The sequence below is a fragment of the Corynebacterium sp. MSK044 genome (assembly GCF_030232825.1).
In the GTDB taxonomy this organism is placed as follows: domain Bacteria; phylum Actinomycetota; class Actinomycetes; order Mycobacteriales; family Mycobacteriaceae; genus Corynebacterium.
In genome coordinates, this window is sequence record NZ_JASPJJ010000007.1 from 47,300 (window position 1) to 65,752 (window position 18,453).

15 protein-coding genes and 1 pseudogene are annotated in these 18,453 nt (G+C 59.5%); 8 read left to right on the forward strand and 8 right to left on the reverse strand.

All coding sequences use genetic code 11. The features are described from left to right. Positions 1–115 precede the first annotated feature (115 nt). From QP994_RS05965 to QP994_RS05980, 4 genes and pseudogenes are all read left to right on the forward strand, one after another. Complete coding sequence (locus QP994_RS05965) at positions 116–1,675, forward strand: mechanosensitive ion channel family protein (RefSeq protein WP_284865707.1); 1,560 nt, start codon at positions 116–118, stop codon at positions 1,673–1,675. A gap of 49 nt (positions 1,676–1,724) precedes the next feature. Next, positions 1,725–2,234: a PH domain-containing protein gene (locus QP994_RS05970; protein WP_284854963.1), complete on the forward strand. Its 510-nt coding sequence runs from the start codon at positions 1,725–1,727 to the stop codon at positions 2,232–2,234. 4 nt (positions 2,235–2,238) lie between these two features. Continuing rightward, on the forward strand, positions 2,239–4,092 hold the full coding sequence (ilvD, locus tag QP994_RS05975) for a dihydroxy-acid dehydratase (RefSeq protein WP_284865708.1): 1,854 nt from the start codon (positions 2,239–2,241) through the stop codon (positions 4,090–4,092). Then, a pseudogene (locus QP994_RS05980) lies at positions 3,993–4,931 on the forward strand (glycosyltransferase 87 family protein); the annotation flags it as partial. The gene ilvD and the pseudogene QP994_RS05980, both read left to right, overlap by 100 nt. Positions 4,932–5,219: 288 nt before the next feature. Here QP994_RS05980 and QP994_RS05985 read toward each other — a convergent pair. Next, positions 5,220–6,167 carry a DoxX family membrane protein gene (locus tag QP994_RS05985; protein WP_284865709.1) on the reverse strand — a complete coding sequence of 316 codons (948 nt, stop codon included), beginning with the start codon at positions 6,165–6,167 and terminating at the stop codon, positions 5,220–5,222. 171 nt (positions 6,168–6,338) lie between these two features. On the opposite strand from QP994_RS05985, the gene QP994_RS05990 reads away from it, so the two are divergent. Both QP994_RS05990 and QP994_RS05995 read left to right on the forward strand, forming a co-directional pair. Then, positions 6,339–7,742 carry a YkvI family membrane protein gene (locus QP994_RS05990; RefSeq protein WP_284854966.1) on the forward strand — a complete coding sequence of 468 codons (1,404 nt, stop codon included), beginning with the start codon at positions 6,339–6,341 and terminating at the stop codon, positions 7,740–7,742. Positions 7,743–7,979: 237 nt separating this feature from the next. Next, a complete protein-coding gene (locus tag QP994_RS05995) occupies positions 7,980–9,074 on the forward strand; it encodes an HNH endonuclease signature motif containing protein (protein ID WP_284865710.1) in 1,095 nt (364 codons plus the stop codon). 199 nt (positions 9,075–9,273) lie between these two features. Here the strand turns inward: QP994_RS05995 and gatB are convergent, their stop codons facing one another. Both gatB and QP994_RS06005 read right to left on the reverse strand, forming a co-directional pair. Next, positions 9,274–10,776 carry an Asp-tRNA(Asn)/Glu-tRNA(Gln) amidotransferase subunit GatB gene (gene gatB / locus QP994_RS06000; protein ID WP_284865711.1) on the reverse strand — a complete coding sequence of 501 codons (1,503 nt, stop codon included), beginning with the start codon at positions 10,774–10,776 and terminating at the stop codon, positions 9,274–9,276. Positions 10,777–10,825: 49 nt separating this feature from the next. Continuing rightward, on the reverse strand, positions 10,826–11,773 hold the full coding sequence (locus tag QP994_RS06005; protein ID WP_502870019.1) for a bile acid:sodium symporter family protein: 948 nt from the start codon (positions 11,771–11,773) through the stop codon (positions 10,826–10,828). A 103-nt stretch (positions 11,774–11,876) separates the two neighbouring features. Between QP994_RS06005 and nadA the strand changes: the two genes are divergently transcribed. Next, positions 11,877–12,830 (forward strand): quinolinate synthase NadA, encoded by a 954-nt coding sequence (gene nadA / locus QP994_RS06010; protein WP_284865713.1) that lies wholly within the window; start codon positions 11,877–11,879, stop codon positions 12,828–12,830. Positions 12,831–12,834: 4 nt separating this feature from the next. Then, positions 12,835–13,683 carry a carboxylating nicotinate-nucleotide diphosphorylase gene (gene nadC, locus QP994_RS06015; RefSeq protein ID WP_284865714.1) on the forward strand — a complete coding sequence of 283 codons (849 nt, stop codon included), beginning with the start codon at positions 12,835–12,837 and terminating at the stop codon, positions 13,681–13,683. On the opposite strand, the gene QP994_RS06020 is transcribed toward nadC, so the two are convergent. Genes QP994_RS06020 through gatC form a run of 5 tightly spaced genes read right to left on the reverse strand, consistent with a single transcriptional unit; the run spans position 13,680 to position 18,420 of the window. Beyond that, positions 13,680–14,261: a GNAT family N-acetyltransferase gene (locus QP994_RS06020; RefSeq protein ID WP_284865715.1), complete on the reverse strand. Its 582-nt coding sequence runs from the start codon at positions 14,259–14,261 to the stop codon at positions 13,680–13,682. The genes nadC and QP994_RS06020 overlap by 4 nt on opposite strands. Continuing rightward, entirely contained in the window at positions 14,261–15,292 is a 1,032-nt protein-coding gene (locus QP994_RS06025) for an ATP-dependent 6-phosphofructokinase (RefSeq protein WP_284865716.1), read from the reverse strand. The genes QP994_RS06020 and QP994_RS06025 overlap by 1 nt, the downstream gene beginning before the upstream one ends. 19 nt (positions 15,293–15,311) lie before the next feature. Beyond that, positions 15,312–16,646: an MFS transporter gene (locus QP994_RS06030; protein ID WP_284865717.1), complete on the reverse strand. Its 1,335-nt coding sequence runs from the start codon at positions 16,644–16,646 to the stop codon at positions 15,312–15,314. Next, positions 16,630–18,111 (reverse strand): Asp-tRNA(Asn)/Glu-tRNA(Gln) amidotransferase subunit GatA, encoded by a 1,482-nt coding sequence (gene gatA / locus QP994_RS06035; RefSeq protein WP_284854975.1) that lies wholly within the window; start codon positions 18,109–18,111, stop codon positions 16,630–16,632. The genes QP994_RS06030 and gatA overlap by 17 nt, the downstream gene beginning before the upstream one ends. Next, on the reverse strand, positions 18,112–18,420 hold the full coding sequence (gene gatC / locus QP994_RS06040) for an Asp-tRNA(Asn)/Glu-tRNA(Gln) amidotransferase subunit GatC (RefSeq protein ID WP_284854976.1): 309 nt from the start codon (positions 18,418–18,420) through the stop codon (positions 18,112–18,114). Between the last annotated feature and the right edge of the window lie 33 nt (positions 18,421–18,453).

Sequence of the window (18,453 nt, forward strand, 5' to 3'; positions counted from 1 at the left end):
ATCAGTCACGCGAAGCGCCACGCCGTACCACTACTAGGCCAATAAAAGTCATGCCGAAGATCATACACAATTCCCCAGCACTTTCTCAGCTATAACGGGCTAGTCTAGCTATGTTATGCCGTTTTCACTGATTCTTGACCAGGTCTGGCGTTGGCTTGCTGATACCGGAATTAACCTGGCCCTTCTGCTTGTCCTCGCCTTTCTGGTGCCTCGCGCTGGCCGTTTGGCCAACCGTTATGTGGAACGCCAGGTAGCTGAATCTAAAGACACGAATGAGGGTAAAACTTCCCTAGCGCTTGCCGGTGTGGGCATTTATATCGTCCAGCTGATCGCCTACTTCCTCATCCTTGTTTTCTTCCTGCAGCAGCTTGGCTTCTCTCTCGCCGGCGCCGCTATTCCTGCCACCGTGGTCTCCGCTGCCATCGGTTTTGGTTCGCAACAGATCATCGCGGACTTCGTCGCAGGCTTCTTCATCCTCACGGAAAAGCAATACGGAGTGGGCGATCTGGTCACATTCCAGGGCAATGGCATTGATGTCACTGGTGATGTCATTCAGATCACCATGCGCGCCACGCAGGTGCGCACACTCGAGCAGTACACAGTGACCATTCCGAATTCTGCGGCACAGGTGTGCATTAACAATTCGAATCACTGGTCTCGCGCCCTCGTGGAAGTGCCCGTACCGCTGCTTGGTTCCCACGACACCGAAGAAGTCATCTCGCGCGCGGAAGCAGCAGCACGCCGTGCGATTTCGGAGCCGGATATCGTTCCGCTCATCCAAGGCGAGCTGCTGTGCCAGCCCGGCACCGACCTCAACCCGCCGAACACGGTGGGCATGCCATGGACGCTGGATATCCGCTTCATGGTGCGCTGCACACCTGGTGATCAGTTCCCCATCGAGCGCGCAATTCGCGTGTACATCCTCGACGAGTTCTTCGATGAGTACGGCTCCGCCGCCGCCATGCCAGAGGCTCCGCTTTTCGACGCAAACGATACCCGCACCATCGCCTTCACCCCCGCCTTCCTCACCCGGCGTTATGCCTCCGAGTGGAATCAGTGGGAATCCGAAGACAAAGAGGACAAGGACAAGCACATCCTCTCCCCTGCCCCTGAAACAAAGGTTGAGCCTGTAGCGGTAGAAGAAACCTCACATGAACCGCAACGCACCGGTTTGTCCGCGGGTGACCGCACCAAGTCCGACAAGACTGCTCCGGAGGATGACCCAGCAACAAAAGATAAAGCAGAAGCTGACAAGCAGCGGCGCTCTCACTTTGGCACCCTTGGTGGGCGCATTCGGGCGTCTACAGGCATGCTCATCTTGGCCTTCGCGGTGCTACTCATTCTGCGTGGCTTGACGTTGTCTTCGGGAGAAGACAACGAGAGGAACTCCGGGATCCTTGCCCCACCGCGCAGCAACACGCCTTCCTCCGTTGTTGAAACGCCACAGCCACAACCCCAACCGACCCAGGCGCCAGCTCCCACCTCCGACGCTGCCCCCACCGACGCAGCTGAGTCTGAGTTCAACACCACCGAGCCCACGTCTGGGCAAACGGAGGCACCAACGAACAACACTCAGCAGCCAGAGCAGAACCCAACCGAGCAGGGGCAGGCACCGCACCAGGAAGGGGCCGGGGCGGCCCAGGGGGCGTCGATAAGCGAGCCCGCACGACCGTAACCTGGCGGTGACTGCCCAGCGTGACACCTAGTTGGCTAGCATGACACCCATGACTTCTGTCGGCCGTACGTTTACTCCAGACCGCACCCACCTCCTCGCGGTGGGTTTGATGACGGGTATTGGGCTCATCGCGATCTCCTGGGCTCCGCTTTACCTCGGCTGGGTTCTCATCTTCCCGGTGATCTTCATCATGTGGGTGCTGAAGACACAAACGCATGTTGATGAGGCGGGAATTGACATCAAGTACCTCTTCCGCAAGAACGTTTCTATTCCTTGGGACGAGTTCAAAGGTGTGTCATTCGAAGGCATGAGTGCCAAAGCCGCCACCACAAACGGCAAAGAGTTCCCCATGCCCGGAGTAACGTTTAATTCATTGCCGGAGCTGTCTGAAGCCTCCCAAGGTCGCATCACCGACGTGATTACGGAAGCTGCTGAAGCAGCAGACGGAATGATGGAAGTCACCGACACCGAAGGCAACTCCGTACTCATGACTAAGGAAGAGTACGAAACCCACGCACAAGCACACGCGGAAGCAGAAAAGCAAGCAGACAAGGAGTAAGCACGTGCCCAACGCGATCCCTCTCCGTTCCCGGGTCACCACCGTCGGCCGGCAAGCCGCCGGTGCGCGCGCTCTGTGGAAGGCAACCGGAACCAAAGACAACGAATTCGGTCGCCCGATCGTTGCGATTGTGAACTCGTACACCCAGTTTGTGCCCGGTCACGTGCACCTGAAGAACGTCGGCGACATTGTTGCTGAAGCAGTGCGTGAAGCTGGCGGTATTCCGAAGGAGTTCAACACCATCGCTGTTGACGACGGCATTGCCATGGGCCACGGCGGAATGCTGTACTCCCTTCCCAGCCGTGAGATCATCGCGGATTCCGTTGAGTACATGGTCAACGCGCACACTGTTGACGCCATGGTCTGCATTTCCAACTGTGACAAGATCACACCGGGCATGCTCAACGCTGCGCTGCGCCTTAACATTCCGTCGGTCTTTGTCTCCGGTGGGCCGATGGAGGCAGGCAAGGCTGTTGTCATCGACGGAATCGCCCAGTCCGGCAAGAAGACGAACCTCGTCGATGCGATCTCCATGTCCGCGGATGACAACGTGAGTGATGAGGACCTCGACCGCATCGTCGAGTCCGCCTGCCCCACTTGCGGGTCCTGCTCTGGAATGTTCACCGCAAACTCAATGAACTGCCTGACGGAGGCACTAGGACTCTCCCTGCCGGGTAACGGCACCACGCTGGCTACGCACACCGCGCGTCGTCACCTGTTCGAGCGCGCTGGTGCCGCGATCATGGACATCTGCCGCCGCTACTACGGCGAGGGCGATGAATCTGTCCTGCCACGCAACGTGGCTACGCGCGAGGCCTTCCGCAACGCCATGGCCCTGGATATGGCCATGGGTGGTTCTTCTAACACGATCCTGCACACCCTTGCCGCAGCGCAAGAAGGTGAAATCAACTTTGACCTGAAAGATATTGACGAGCTCTCGCATGAGATCCCGTGCATCTCCAAGGTCGCACCTAACGGTGACGCGCACATCGAGGACGTCCACCGTGCCGGCGGCATCCCCGCCATCCTGGGTGAGCTCAACCGCGCTGGACTGCTCAACACCGATGTCCACTCTGTGGTCTACCCCACCCTCCAGGAATGGCTCGATGACTGGGACATCCGCGGTGGCAAGGCTACGGAAGAAGCCATCGACCTCTTCCATGCGGCCCCAGGTGGTGTTCGCTCCACCGAGGCATTCTCCCAATCCAACCGCTGGGACAGCCTGGACACCGATTCCGTCAACGGCGTCATCCACGATTTTGACCACCCGTTCAGCTCCGATGGTGGCTTGGTGGTTCTGCGTGGCAACCTCGCCGAGGACGGCGCCATTCTGAAGACAGCTGGCGTGGACCAGGAGCTGTGGGAATTCTCCGGTCCTGCCCGCGTTGTCGATTCGCAGGAACAGGCCGTATCCATGATTCTTGCCCGCGAGGTTCAGCCGGGCGATGTTGTGGTCATACGCTACGAAGGTCCCGCCGGTGGCCCGGGCATGCAGGAGATGCTCCACCCCACCTCCTTCCTCAAGGGTGCCGGTTTGGGCAAGGTGTGTGCTCTCATCACCGATGGGCGCTTCTCCGGCGGCACCTCCGGTCTGTCCATCGGCCACATTTCGCCGGAAGCAGCCCAGGGGGGCCTCATCGGCCTCATTGAGAACGGCGATACGATCCGCATCTCCGTGCGTGACCGCGTGTTGTCACTCGAGGTGGATGACGAAGAACTAGATAAGCGCCGCACAGCGATGGAAACAAAGGACAATCCATGGACACCGAACCGCACCCGTCACGTCACCAAGGCGCTCAAGGCCTACGCACGCATGGCAACGTCGGCGGACAAGGGCGCAGTACGCAAACTCGACTAGTTTTCCGCGTTCTGCTCATCGCGCTCGCCATCACGCTGGGCGCGGTGAACCTGTACGGCAGCTACCTCACGGCGTTTGACTCACGCTTGCTCGACGTCGGTGTCTTCCGCGATGCCGGCAATGCGTTTAGGCACGGCCATCCGCTTTACGACGGCTTCCCGTCCCGCAGCGGCTACGCCTTCATCTACCCACCATTTGCAGCTGTCCTGTTCCTCCCCTTGACTGTGGGCGGGGAACTATTCATGGACATCGTGTGGAACGCCACCATCATCGCCTGCGTGGTGGGCATTCTAGCGATGGCCTGCCACCGTTTGGGCATGAAGGACTGGCTGTTCTGGGCAGTCACCCTCGGCGGATTTGCCACCTGCCTGGACATCATCCAGGCCAACCTATACTTCGGCCAGATCAACGTCTTCTTGGTCTTCTTGGTCACGGCTGACGTGCTCGGATATACCCCGAAACCTCTTCGCGGCCTGGGCATTGGTCTCGCCGCGGGTGTGAAAATCACGCCAGCCGCCTACGCCATCATTTTCTTGGTACGTAAGGACTGGTGGTCCCTGGGCCGCTCCGCCGGATTCTTCTTCATCACCGTCATTCTTGGATTCTTTGCCCGCGCGAGTGAATCGGTGGACTTCTGGACGAAGTACTTCTTCGAAACCGACCGCGGTGGCCGGGTAGATTACCCACACAACCAAGGCCTTGGCGGCCTTTTGTCCCGGGGACCATTGAGCGTTGATGCGGTGGGCACCCTCACACCGTTTATCTTCGTCGCTTTTGCGGCCGCCACCATTTACGTGGCCTACCAACTGGAGAAGCACAACCGCAGCGTGGAGGCTCTCTTCCTGGTTGTCCTTGGTATTTCCATCGGCGGGCCATATGCGGTGGCCCACCACTGGGCCGGTGCCATCCTGGTCCTTCCGATCATCCTTGCTGTGCGTGAGGATTTCCTGCGGATTCTGCTTTCCATCACAGCCGGTGCGTGGATTGTCCCGGGTTACATGCTCATCCCTGAGAGTGACCCCTCCAACGTGGAATGGCGGACGTGGCTGGCTGGCAACCTTATTGGTCTGATGGGGTTAACGGTGTTCATCGTGTACCTGATTTACACCGCTTCCCCCGAGTGGCGGTTACAGGAACCACCACAGAAGGCCGGCGGCACCAAGACCGATAGCAGCGCCGATCCAGGCACTGACGCGCGGACGACGGGCCCAGCTGCGGGAGTAATCCACACCGAAGAGACCGGGGCCAGTGAACTGAACCGCTAAGGCCATGCCCAGCAGAACAACCGCGAGCCACGTAGCCGGATCCCAGTTGAATGGCGAGACCGTACCGGCCACAGCATCAAGCGCTACAAACCCGGTTGCAGCGACACCCACCATGGCTGCCACCGGAGTCATCAGACCCAGCAGTAGGAAAACACCAGCCGCCAGCTGCATTGTCGGCAGCGCAATCGCGAGGATGCGCGGCTCATTGTGGTTAGCCAACTGATCCTGCAGTCCGGCCAACCCTTCGTTCGTGCCCAACTGGAAGAAAGTTGCCACCGCGGTCAGCGTGAGCACTAGGCCTAGAACAACGCGCAGAATCAGCAGACCAAAGTCGATCGTCCCGCGGTCCACCGCGACCGGTTGTGCTGCTGGTGCGGGAGTGGTGCCGTCGATAAGCGATGGCTGCTCGGGGCCCTCCGTGGGCTCGAGCGAAACCGTCGATGCGGTGGCGCCTGCCGCAACCGGTGCAAGCGTCTCTGTCTTCAGACCTTCTGACCGTGCCGGAGCCTCCGTCTTACCGCCAACGATCTTGATCGGCTCCTCGTCCGCCACAAACTTCTCGGCCGTCTTTTCCGTGGGGACGACCGGCGCTTCTGGCTCCGGTGCGGACTGCGGCTTCGGGGCTGCCGGGAGAACCTCAGTCGGTGCTGCCTTGCCCGTACGGGTGTAGACATTCGATTCGGATGCGGACGGAATATCATCCAGCGCGGTATCAAGCTCAAGGTCAATGTCCACGTCATTGATGTCGCGGGCATCTAGGCTCGGCTGTTTCTTGTTCGGATTATTCGGAGTGCTGCCAGTTTCGTTCATGCACACCAATCTATGGCAGCACCCTGCTGATCCTGGGGATCTTTCCCGCGTGTACGCCAAGCCATCAACAGAAGCTGGGTGATTCCTGGCCAAAAGGTTGAGTCCACCGCATCAAAACCTGTCTGATACCCTCGACTCCGCACGTTTTTTCGATATCTAAAGGTTTTTTAAATGAATAAGTCTCTAAAAGTGGCCCTAGCGCTCGTCGGACTCACAGTGGGTGCTGGCTTTGCGTCGGGCCAAGAGATCCTTCAATACTTCCTTGCATTCGGCTACCGCGGCATCATCGGTGCTGCCATCGCCGGCATCACCATCGCAGTGTTCAGTGCCTGGGTGTACCAGCTTGGTTCCTACTACATGGCTGATGACCACAGCGCCGTATTCAAGAGTGTCTCCCACCCATGGCTTGCCCGCTACATGGACGTGACCACAATGTTCACGCTGTTCTGTATCGGGTTTGTCATGGTCGCCGGTGCCGGGTCCAACCTGAACCAACAGTTTGGGGTCGACACATGGATCGGTTCCGCAATCATGGTGCTACTGCTCATCGGTTCCGGATTCTTGGACATTGACAAGCTGACCAACGTCATCTCCTTCATCACTCCCCTGCTGATCATCTGCCTTTTGGCTGCATTTGCAATCACGCTGATGAACATGCCGGAGAATGCGGCCAGCCTCAATGAACTCGCCCAGACGAATACTCCAGCTTCCGGCACGTTCAACAACTGGTTCATCACGGCATTGAACTACGCCACCCTGGTGATGATCATGGACTGCTCCATGATGCTCGTCTTCGCCGGCTCCCAAATGAACCCAGCGCAAGCCGGTAAGGGTGGACTCCTTGGCGGCATCATCTTCGCTGTGTTGCTGATGATCTTGGTGTTCATCCTGTTCTTCAACATGGAACACATCATGGACGCAGACCTGCCGCTGCTCATGGTCTTCTCCACGATGCACCCCGTTGTGGGCACAATCGTGTCCATCATCATCTACCTGATGATCTACAACACTGCCGTTGGCCTGTTCTACGCTCTTGGTCGCCGCCTCAGCCACGACAAACCGAAGAAGTTCCGCGCCTACTACGGCATCGTGGTCATGATCGGTTTCGCACTGTCCTTCATTGGCTTCGCTGATCTCATCGGCTGGGTCTACCCACTCCTTGGCTACCTGGGTCTGATCCTTGGCGTTGTCATGGGTGTTGCTTGGTTCCGCGACCGCGAGAACATCAAGGAGGAGACGGAGCGCCGTGAGCGTTTGGCCGAGCTGGCTGAAACCGCACTCGACCCGGAGATGGAAGACCTCACTAGCACACAGCGCGAGGAAGTTGAGGATCTTGTCTCCGATTCTCACGTTGCGGATCAGGAGCTGTGGCAGTCCGTCCAGGAGGAAGTAGCCGCTGACCTTGATGCAGATCCGGAGAGCGAATTCGACCTCAAGGACGTTCCGGCTCTCGACCCTGAGTCCGAACAGTACGAAGGCGCACCTGAAACTCAGGATGATGAGATCCAGTGGAAGGCCTACGAGGAGATGTACGAAACCGGCGAGTTCCCCGCCGTCAAGCCCGAGTCGAAATAGCTTTTCGCTTATCGACGCCCCCAATCCTTTTGCCGGGCCAGCAAATCCGATTGTTTTCTGCGGGCCTTAACTTTTTTGGGTTTTCGGGAACTCTTCCTGTTCTCGCTGGTCATGCGGCTTCTTTACGTGTTCTGGCACCTGTTTCGGGGCGTGGCGCCTGTGGATAGTTTTTGGGTTATCCACAGGCTTTTTAGCCCCTATCTGCACGTTTCTGGTTTTCGGTTTAGTGTGCGTGGCATGAACACTTTTGCAGCACTAGTTACGCGTTTAACCAACCCGATCGAGACCCTGGCATCCTTTGATGCCCAGGTCCTCCTCGACGCTGGCTGCAAACCCGCCCTGATTCGCCAATGGACCAAAGTCCACAAGGTCTACTACGGGCCGACCAAGTTCACCCGCAAACAAGCCAACGCGATCACAGTGGCGAAGTCCACGAAGAAGTCCTTGGATCAGCTTGCCTACATCGAATCATGTCTTGTCGGGATCACCGACCCCGGCAAGACATGGGAGTTACGCCTGGCGTTGCTGTCGGTTCCAGGCAATTATGAGACGTTGCAGCGTCGGGCGAAAGACATCGTGCCTGAGGTGGATAAACCTGCCCCGGAGCCAACAATCCGGTTTGGTCGCTCACGTAAGCAGTCCCGCCCCATGAGGCTCATGGGTCCAGACCGAGACATGGCAGCCATCGAGTACGCACTACGCCAAAAAGTCACTGGTGATGGGCCTGCCGGGCCACAGATGTACGAAGCATTCATGACCATCCTGGGTCTTCGCCCCGACACTGAGGACACACCAACCCAGAGTATTGCTCCTGCTGTCCCCCGTCCACTGATCCTCATCCCACTAGAAGAACACATCAAAATCATCAGTGGTGTAGGCGATGACATCATCCTGGGGCTAACCGACGGCACCACCATGACCGGTGCGGAATACTTGGCCCAGAATTTTGGGGACGTACTCGAAGTAGCGATGTTCCACCCACAACAAGGTGCTGTCAACCTGTACGACACACAACGGTTTGCCAACCAGAAACAACGCGACCTAGCCAGAGCATTATCACCAACATGTCCGGTACCGGATTGTCGGCATGCGGCGGATAACTGTCAGGTCCACCACATCAAAGCCTGGTCACAGGGTGGGTTAACCAACATGGATAACCTGGCGATGTTGTGCAGGTATCACAACCGCACCAACGACGATGACCCCACCAGATCCCACTACGGCAGAGTGGAGAACATCCGGGGCGCACCCATATGGAGATCACCAAACGGACACCTCATCCCCAACACCATCCACCCCTTTGGGGCAATGACACTGCTCTACGGCAGGTAAACGACACTCCCCCATGACGAAAGCCAGCAACAGCTGGTCTTTCGGCATGCCCAAATTCGGTTGGTTTGACTATCGCCAGTCATGCGCAGCAAAACCGCAGGTCGCTGAGCGCTGCACGGTGCGATAGTCAAACCGCTCATCAATGCGAAGGCCCCAGCAGCGAGGAAAGGCTGTCTGGGGCGTCGGGTGCGTCGAGAAGCTATTCGGCGAGTTTCTTCGCGATGATCTCGTTGATCGACTTCGGATCCGCCTTGCCCTGCGTTGCCTTCATCACCGCACCCACGATGGCGCCGGTGACCTTGGTGTTTCCGGCCTTGTACTTCTCCACGATGTCCGGGTTGGCCGCAAGCGCTTCATCAACTGCTGCCTCGATCGCGCTGTCATCGCGGACGACTTCGAGGCCACGCTTAGCCACGACCTCATCGACATTGCCCTCACCGGCAATCACACCGTCGAGTGCCTGGCGGGCGAGCTTCGTGGTGAGCTTGCCTTCCTTCACCAGTGCTACAACACGCGCGACATCTGCGGGCGTGACCCCAAGCGCATCAAGATCGGTGCCCGCCTCATTCGCCTTACCAGCGATGTAGGACACCCACCATGCGCGCGCCTCGTCCGGGGTGGTGCCGGCGTCCACTGTGTCCGCGATGAGGTCGAGTGCACCGGCGTTGACCAGATCACGGAATTCCTTCTCCGGCAGCTGCCACTCCTCTTGGATGCGTGCGCGGCGGACCCACGGCAACTCGGGCAGTGTTGCGCGGATTTCCTCGACCCACTCCGGCTTCGCAATCACCGGCGGCAGGTCCGGGTCGTTGAAGTAGCGGTACTCGCTTGCCTCTTCCTTCGGTCGGCCCTTGGAGGTTGAACCATCCGTTTCCTGGTAGTGGCGGGTTTCCTGAACGATCTCCCCGCCCGCTTCGAGCACAGCAGCATGGCGCTGCATTTCGTAGCGCACAGCCTGTTCGACGGACTTCAGAGAGTTAATGTTCTTGGTCTCCGTACGGGTACCAAACTTCTCCTGGCCCTTGGGGCGCAGGGACACGTTCGCATCACAGCGCATGGAGCCTTGGTCCATGCGAGCATCAGACACGCCGAGTGCCTTGACCAGCTCACGCAGCGCAGCAACGTACGCGCGGGCAACTTCAGGGGCACGCTCCCCTGCACCAACGATCGGCTTGGTCACGATCTCAATGAGTGGGACACCAGCACGGTTGCAATCCACCAGCGAAGCTGTCGCGCCAGAGATTCGGCCAGATGCGGAACCCAGGTGGGTCAGTTTGCCCGTGTCTTCCTCCATGTGGGCGCGTTCGATGTCGACGCGCCACTCGGTGCCGTCGTCAAGCAGAACGTCGAGGTAACCGTCGTATGCAATCGGCTCGTCGTACTGCGAAATCTGGTAGTTCTTCGGCTGGTCCGGGTAGAAATAATTCTTGCGGGCGAAGCGGGAGGATTCTGCGATCTTGCAGTTAAGAGCAAGGCCGATCTTGATGGCCCACTCCACGCCTTTGGCGTTCACCACCGGAAGTGCACCTGGCAAGCCCAGCGATACTGGGTCGATGTTGGTGTTTGGCTCCGCACCAAAGTGCGCGGAGGAGGTGGAGAACATCTTCGTCTCAGTAGAGAGCTCGACGTGCACCTCAAGGCCCATAACTGGGTCGTATTTTTCCAGTACCTCGTCGTAATCCATCAGGTCGTACGCAGTCATAGTTGACCAGTGTAGTGCGCTTCCTCTGGTGCCGAGACGATAGCTCCCGTTACTGCTTCTTTCGGTCCTTCGCACGGAAGAGAAGCGCCAGCACCGCACCGGACAGGTTATGCCAGACGGAGAACACCGCGCCAGGCAGAGCGGCCAGTGGACTGAGGTAGGTGGTAGCCAGCGTTGCTGCCATGCCGGAGTTCTGCATGCCCACTTCAACGGCCATAGTGCGCGAGGTTGCCTCCGGCTGGCCCGTGACCTTGCCGGTGAGGTAGCCAAGCAGGTACCCGATCGCGTTGTGCAGGATCACTGCGATGAGGACGATAAGGCCCGCCTGTGCGAGCTTGTCGCGCGAACCTGCGACAACGATGGCCACGATCATCGCGATGGCCGTCACAGAGACCCATGGGAGTGCAGGCAGAAGCTTTTCGACGAACCTCGGAGCCAGAAAACGCACCAACAGCCCCAGCCCAACAGGCAGGACAATCATCTTCAGGATGGACAGCGCCATCGGTCCAGCACTGACATCCATGTGCTCACCTGCCAGCCACAGTGTCAGAAGTGGGGTGAGCAGGGGCGCCAGCAGTGTGGACACGGATGTCATGGTCACGGACAGGGCGACGTCACCACGTGCCAAGTACGACACAACGTTGGAGGAGGTCCCGCCTGGGGCACAGCCGACAAGAATCACGCCTGCCGCGATTTCGGGTGGCAAACCCAACGCCCATGTCAATGCGACGGCAGCCAATGGCATGATGACAAACTGCGCCACCACACCGATGACAACCGGCAAAGGCTCCTTCGCCACAAAGACGAAGTCGTTGCCCCTCAGTGTCAGGCCCATGCCGAACATGACGATGCCCAGCAGCCACGTGGTCCACCCCGAAATCGGTGCGACAACGCTGGGCGCGGCGAAACCGATAACACCGCCGGCGATCACCAACAAGGGAAAACCAAGTGTTGCTATGAAAGCAGAGCGCTCTTCATTGCGCTTGTTCTGTTCAATTCCGTTGATTCCATACAGTGGACAATAGCTCCCACTGTGTGAAACTTGTGTTTTGGGGGTCAACTTGACCTTGTTTGGATGAAAAGCGGGCTACATTGAACACATGTGGACCGATGAAGTGCAAAAACTGAAGCAAGAACGCAACGCCGTTATTCTGGCGCACAATTACCAAATCCCAGAAATCCAGGACGTCGCTGATTTCACTGGTGACTCCTTGGCTCTTTCCCGCATCGCCGCAGAAACTGACGCAGACGTGATTGTGTTCTGCGGTGTGCACTTCATGGCAGAAAGCGCAAAAATTCTTAGCCCGGACAAAACCGTGCTTATCCCGGATGCGAAAGCTGGGTGCTCACTCGCGGATTCCATCACCGCTGAGCAGCTCCAGCAGTGGAAGGAAGAATTCCCCGACGCCGTCGTGGTCAGCTACGTCAACACCACGGCAGACGTGAAAGCACTCACCGATATCTGCTGCACCTCGTCTAATGCGGTGGAGGTCGTCGCGTCCATCGATCCGGACAAGGAGATTCTCTTCTGCCCCGACCAGTTCCTTGGCGCGCACGTGAAGCGCGAGACTGGCCGGGACAACATGCACATCTGGGCCGGCGAGTGCCACGTCCACGCTGGCATCAATGGTAAGCAGTTGGCTGATCAGGCAGCTGCTCACCCGGATGCGCCACTGTATATTCACCCGGAGTGCGGTTGCGCGAACTCCGCGATCTACCTGGCTGGTGAAGGCGTCATCGATCCTGACCGCGTGCACATGCTATCCACCGGTGGCATGCTCGACCAGGCCGCACAAGATACGGAAGGCACCGTGCTCGTGGCCACTGAGGTGGGCATGCTCCACCAGCTGCAACTGAAATCCCCGAACACCGACTTCCAGCCGGTGAACCCGCAGGCTTCGTGCTCGTACATGAAGATGATCACACCGGAGAAGCTCGTGGCCTGTCTGCGCGAGATGAAGGATGAAGTCACAGTCCCAGAAGATGTCGCGACGAAGGCGCGGCGGTCGCTGGAGCGCATGATCGCCATCGGTAATCCAGGCAGTGGGAAGTAAACCAATGCAGAGTTTGAACAAAGACGCCACGTTGCAACTCATTCGGCTTGGACTCGGTGAAGATTTCGCGCATGGTCCAGATGCCACCACTGAAGCGACCATCGATGCGGACGCACAGCTGACCGCAGCCCTTATCCCCCGACAACCAGGCGTTATCGCTGGACTCGACGCCGCGCGGTGGACGTTCACTGAGGTGTCCCCCGCCATCGCGGTGGAGGTCCACGCATCCGACGGGGACGCTGTCGCACCCGGTGATCACCTAGCCACTATTTCCGGCCCAGCGCGCGCCATCCTGTCAGCAGAGCGTACCGCCCTGAACCTGCTGACCTACGCCAGTGGCATTGCCACTCACACCAGCCAGTGGACTCAGGAGCTCGCGGGAACGCACGCCCGCGTGCGGGACTCCCGCAAGACGCTGCCCGGCTACCGCGACCTGGCTAAGTACGCCGTGCGCTGCGGCGGTGGGGCCAATCACCGCATGAGTCTGGGGGACGCCGTGCTCATCAAGGACAACCACGTCGCCAGCGTGGGAAGCGTCGCCGAAGCTTATCGACGCACCATCGAAGCCTTCCCCCACCTCCCCCGCGAAATCGAAGTCGATGACCTTAAGCAACTAGAGCAGGTGCTTGTATTCAAACCAGACCTGGTGATGCTGGACAATTTTGGTGTGGAGGGGACGCGGGAGGCCGTCGATAAGCGAAATGCTTTGTCACCAGAGACGAAGCTGGAATCCTCGGGCGGACTCACGCTTGACGTTGCACGTGCTTATGCGGAGACGGGCGTGGACTACCTTGCCGTCGGCGCACTCACACACTCCGTGAGGGTCTTGGACATCGGGCTGGATGCAATCTAGCAACGCAGATTCGCCAGCAGCGCAGTTTTCACCTCAGGCCACTCGGTGTCCAAGATCGAGTACACGCACGTGTCGCGGACAAGCCCGCTCTTAAGAATCTTGTGGCGGCGCAGCACACCGTCAAGCTTGGCACCAAGGCTCTCAATGGCCGCGCGCGACTGGCGGTTCATGTAATGCGTACGAATCTCCACACGCAAGCAGCCAAGCTCCTCGAAAGCACGCTGCAGCAACAGCAACTTCGCGGCCTTGTTGATCGGGGTGCCCTGCGCGTCTTTGGCCAACCAGGTCGAGCCGATCTCGATGTTCCTGTTCGCAGGATCCGGGTGGAAGAAGGTAGTCACGCCGATCGCTTGCCCCTCTGGATTCACAATCGCCCACGGTGCGCGGGACCCCTGCTTCTGCTGTGACAGGAGGGCATCGATGTAAGCGGGCACGCCCTCCGGTGTGGGGATGTGGTCCTGGTACCACAGCTCCGAGAGGTCCCCGACGTGCGCTGCGAGGGATTCCGTATGCTCGTGGCTCAGCGGCTCCAACGTAACCCACTCGTTGGACATGGTGGGGGTATCGCAAAAATTCATTAGCCAAACATAGCGCGCGCAGTCTTATACCGGTGCTCCGGCACACGCTTCAACGTGCCCACGGCGTCTTCCAGTGGAACGAGATCAATGTTCTCACCGTGCAGGGCCACGGACATACCAAAATTACCTTCGTGCGCGGCACGTGCCGCATGAACGCCGTAGCGGGTAGCCAAAACACGGTCATAGGCCGTGGGCGTGCCACCGCGCTGGATGTGGCCCAGAACCGTCGTGCGTACGTCATAGCCCAGGCGCTTGTGAATCTCATCGCCGATGATCTGGCCCATGCCCTTGAAGGTCTTGTGGCCGAACTCATCTTCTTCGCCCAGGCCGGCATCCATCGTGCCTTCCTTCGGCACAGCACCTTCGGCGACGACGATGATGCCGTACTTCTCCCCCATCTGGAAGCGGCGTTCCATTGCCTTACAGATGTCCTCAATGTCGAAAGGATCCTCGGGGATCACCGTGTAATGCGCACCGCCAGCCATGCCGGCGTGCAGCGCGATCCAGCCGACGTGGCGCCCCATTACCTCAACGATGAGGATGCGGTTGTGGGATTCCGCCGTGGTGTGCAGGCGATCAATCGCGTCCGTGGCCACGGATACGGCGGTGTCAAAGCCGAAGGTGTAGTCCGTGGCATTGACGTCATTGTCAATCGTCTTCGGCACACCCACCACCGGGATGCCGTTGTCAGAGAGGAACTTCGCGCCTTTAAGAGTGCCCTCACCACCAATGGCGATGAGCGCATCCACTCCCGCATCCGCCAAGTTCGCCTTAATCTGATCAATCCCAGACTTGAACTTGTCTGGGTGCAGGCGGCCCGTGCCCAAGATGGTGCCGCCGCGCAGCAGGATGGAATCCATATACGCGTCGTCGTAAAGATCTTCGCGCAGATCATCCATGAGACCCACCCAGCCATCGCGGTAACCCACCACCGTGGAACCGAACTCGGAGCTCGCGGTGCGGACGATGCCGCGGATAACAGCATTCAGGCCGGGGCAGTCGCCTCCGGAGGTCAGTGTGGCAAGACGCATGAACCCCACACTAGCGCGATTATGCCCGCCTGTCCGCGACAGCCTGCTTTCCTCCATTAGCCAGCGCCAAAGAAGCCACGGCTCCAACCACCATGGCCGCAGCTGGCACTGCCAGTGCTTTGCCAGCTGTGGCGTCGATCGCACCAGAAGCCAACACCGTGCCCACCAGCGCCACCCCCAGTACGCTGCCCACCTGGCGGGCGGTGTTGTACAACCCCGATGCCGCGCCGGTCTGATGCTCAGCGATACCCCGCATGGTCACCGCGGCATTCGGCGCCCATACGAAAGCGCCACCAATTCCCAGCAAAGCCGTGACTGCCAAGAACCACCACACCCCCGCCGAGACCTGAATGAGGAAAATGGCAAGACCAATCCCAACCGCAGAGACCCCGAAACCGATGACGCATAAGCGGCCAGGATCTCGCCGGTCTGTCAGATACCCCGCCACAGGCGTGAGCACGAAAGCCAACACAGACATCGGCGCGGTGATCAGACCGGATTGACTCGGTGTGGCACCGGCGACTGTCTGCAGCCAGTACATCAACGGGATGAACATTGACGCAACGGTGAAACCCATCGCGGCCACCCCGACGGCACCCAGGGTGAAAGAACGATCGCGCAGAAGCTCCAAGGGCAGAAAACCTTCATCCGCGCCCCGCTGCGCAAAGAGCACGAGGAGCCCCAAGAACAGAACACCCAGGATCACCGTGAGCCACTGGCCGAACTGGATGCCATAGACCAAGCACCCCAGCCCACCGAAAGAGAGCAAAACAGGTAGGAGGAAGATGCGTTGGTGGGTGGAAGGGAGCGTCGGCAAGGCAATAAGCCCCGCGATAAGGGCCAGCCCACCAAGGCCAGCCTGCGCCAAGAAAGCCGCACGCCACCCCGAGAATTCAGCAATCGCGCCACCCGCCACTGGTCCGATGAGTGAGGCCACCGAGCCGATCACACCCCACGCGGCAAAGGCGCGGCCTTGAAGATCCTCGCTGAACACTCGCGGGATGAGCCCGAACGCCTGTGGCAAGAAGAGCGCTGCGCCAAAGCCTTGGAGCCCGCGTGCTGCCACGAGCGACCCGAAAGACCACGACATCCCAGCAAAGACCAGCGCCGCCACGTAGACCGCCAACCCAAGAAGAAACACCCGCCGTTGCCCATAGGCATCCCCCAGACGCCCTGAGGCTGGCATGGGGGCGACGGTGCACAGCAAGTAGATGCTGGTGAGCCAGATGGCATCGCCGACGTCGAAAGGCAACAGCGGGGTGATCACGGGCATGAAGCCCTGATCAATGAGGACGAGAAAATACCCCGCAGCAACCGCTGCGAGGGTATTCCAAGGATTAACGGCCGGCTTCAAAGGCTGCCGCCACGCGGTAGAGGCGCTCGTCGGCGAACGCCGGCGCGATGAGCTGCAGGCCAACCGGTAGGCCGGTGTCCGAGGCGGTGCCGGCCGGGACGGACATACCGGGCAGACCAGCCAGGTTCAGTGGCAGGGTGAACAGGTCGAAGTTGTACATCGCCAACGGATCATCGATCTTGTCGCCCAGTTTGAACGCCGTCGTCGGTGTCGCCGGACCCGCGATGATGTCCACCTGCTCGAAAGCCTTGGCAAAGTCCTGCGCGATGAGCGTACGAATGCGCTGTGCTTGCAGGTAGTACGCGTCGTAGTAACCAACGGACAGGGCGTACGTACCCAGGATGACGCGGCGCTTCACTTCGTCGCCAAAGCCCTCGCCGCGGGTGAGAGCCATGACCTCTTCGGCGGAGTTCTTGCCGTCGTCGCCGACGCGCTTGCCGTACCTCATGCCGTCGAAACGCGCGAGGTTAGAGCTGACCTCCGAGGTCTGAATGATGTAGTACGCGCCCATGACATTTTCGAACGTCGGGCAATCAACCTCGACGATCTCTGCGCCCTGTGCTTCGAGCTGCGCGATCGCCTTATCGACGGCCTCCGTAACCCCCGCCTGCATCCCCTCACCGGAGAACTGCTTCACGCGACCGACCTTAACGCCGGTCAGGTCACCGGAGGCACCCTGTTTGGCGGCTGCCACAACAGCACTGACTGGGCGGTCGACACTAGTGGCATCGAACTCATCGTGGCCGGCGATCACCTCGTGTAGCAGTGCCGTGTCAAGCACATTGTTCGCACACGGGCCAGCCTGGTCGAGGGAGGAGGCGTTGGCGATCATGCCATAGCGCGACACCGCACCGTACGTCGGTTTCACGCCCACCGTTCCGGTGAGTGAAGCCGGCTGGCGGATCGACCCACCGGTGTCCGTACCAATGCCCAGCGGCGCCTGGCCAGCCGCGATTGCCGCAGCCGTACCGCCACCGGAACCACCCGGCGTGCGGTCCAGGTCATGCGGGTTACGGGTGACCTTGTAGGCAGAGTTCTCCGTGGAGGAGCCCATGGCGAACTCATCCAGGTTGGTCTTACCCAGGATCGGGATCTTCGCGGCGCGGATCTTGGACACGATCGTCGCGTCGTAGGGGCTCATGTAGCCCTCAAGCATCTTCGATGCAGCGGTCGTCGGCGCGTCTGTGGTGACAAACAGGTCCTTCAGCGCTAGCGGAACACCAGCGAGCGGGGATGCTGGGGCTTCACCGGCCTTGACGGCGGCATCCACTTCGTCGGCAACCACAAGAGCTTCCTCAGCGCCAACATGCAGGAATGCACCGATGGTCTCATCGGTTTCGGCGATGCGGTCGAGGAATGCCTGGGTCACCTCGCGGGAGGTCACCTCACCGGCCTGAATCTTCTCGGCCAGCACGTGCGCCGGCAGACTAGTCAGTCCTTCTGCGGGAATAGTGTAATCGGTCATTTACTGCTCCTCCCCCAGAATCTGAGGAACCATAAAGCGGTCCTCCTCAACCTCCGGTGCCTGATCCAGCGCCTGCTCCTGCGTCAACGTGGGCCGCACAACATCCTCGCGCATGCCAGCGTCAATCGAGTGCGGGTGACTCATCGGCTCAACACCGTCGGTGTCTACAGCCTGAACGGCTGAGACGGCCTCAACAATGGTGTCCAATTGCCCTGCGAGCTGGTCCAATTCCTCTTCGCTCACGGCAATACGTGCCAGTCGAGCGATGCCTGCGACCTCCTCGCGGGAGATTCCTGAGGCTTCAGCCACGGTGCCCACCTTCTTAAAATCATTGGTAATAGT

Excerpts from the sequence above, each read along its gene's own strand:
- QP994_RS06025 (WP_284865716.1), bottom strand. The coding sequence starts at position 15,292 with ATGCGTCTTGCCACACTGACCTCCGGAGGCGACTGCCCCGGCCTGAAT.
- gatA (WP_284854975.1), bottom strand. The coding sequence starts at position 18,111 with ATGACCGATTACACTATTCCCGCAGAAGGACTGACTAGTCTGCCGGCG.
- QP994_RS05970 (WP_284854963.1), top strand. The coding sequence starts at position 1,725 with ATGACTTCTGTCGGCCGTACGTTTACTCCAGACCGCACCCACCTCCTC.
- QP994_RS05990 (WP_284854966.1), top strand. The coding sequence starts at position 6,339 with ATGAATAAGTCTCTAAAAGTGGCCCTAGCGCTCGTCGGACTCACAGTG.
- QP994_RS05965 (WP_284865707.1), top strand. The coding sequence starts at position 116 with ATGCCGTTTTCACTGATTCTTGACCAGGTCTGGCGTTGGCTTGCTGAT.
- QP994_RS06020 (WP_284865715.1), bottom strand. The coding sequence starts at position 14,261 with ATGAATTTTTGCGATACCCCCACCATGTCCAACGAGTGGGTTACGTTG.
- nadC (WP_284865714.1), top strand. The coding sequence starts at position 12,835 with ATGCAGAGTTTGAACAAAGACGCCACGTTGCAACTCATTCGGCTTGGA.
- QP994_RS05985 (WP_284865709.1), bottom strand. The coding sequence starts at position 6,167 with ATGAACGAAACTGGCAGCACTCCGAATAATCCGAACAAGAAACAGCCG.
- gatB (WP_284865711.1), bottom strand. The coding sequence starts at position 10,776 with ATGACTGCGTACGACCTGATGGATTACGACGAGGTACTGGAAAAATAC.
- nadA (WP_284865713.1), top strand. The coding sequence starts at position 11,877 with ATGTGGACCGATGAAGTGCAAAAACTGAAGCAAGAACGCAACGCCGTT.
- QP994_RS05995 (WP_284865710.1), top strand. The coding sequence starts at position 7,980 with ATGAACACTTTTGCAGCACTAGTTACGCGTTTAACCAACCCGATCGAG.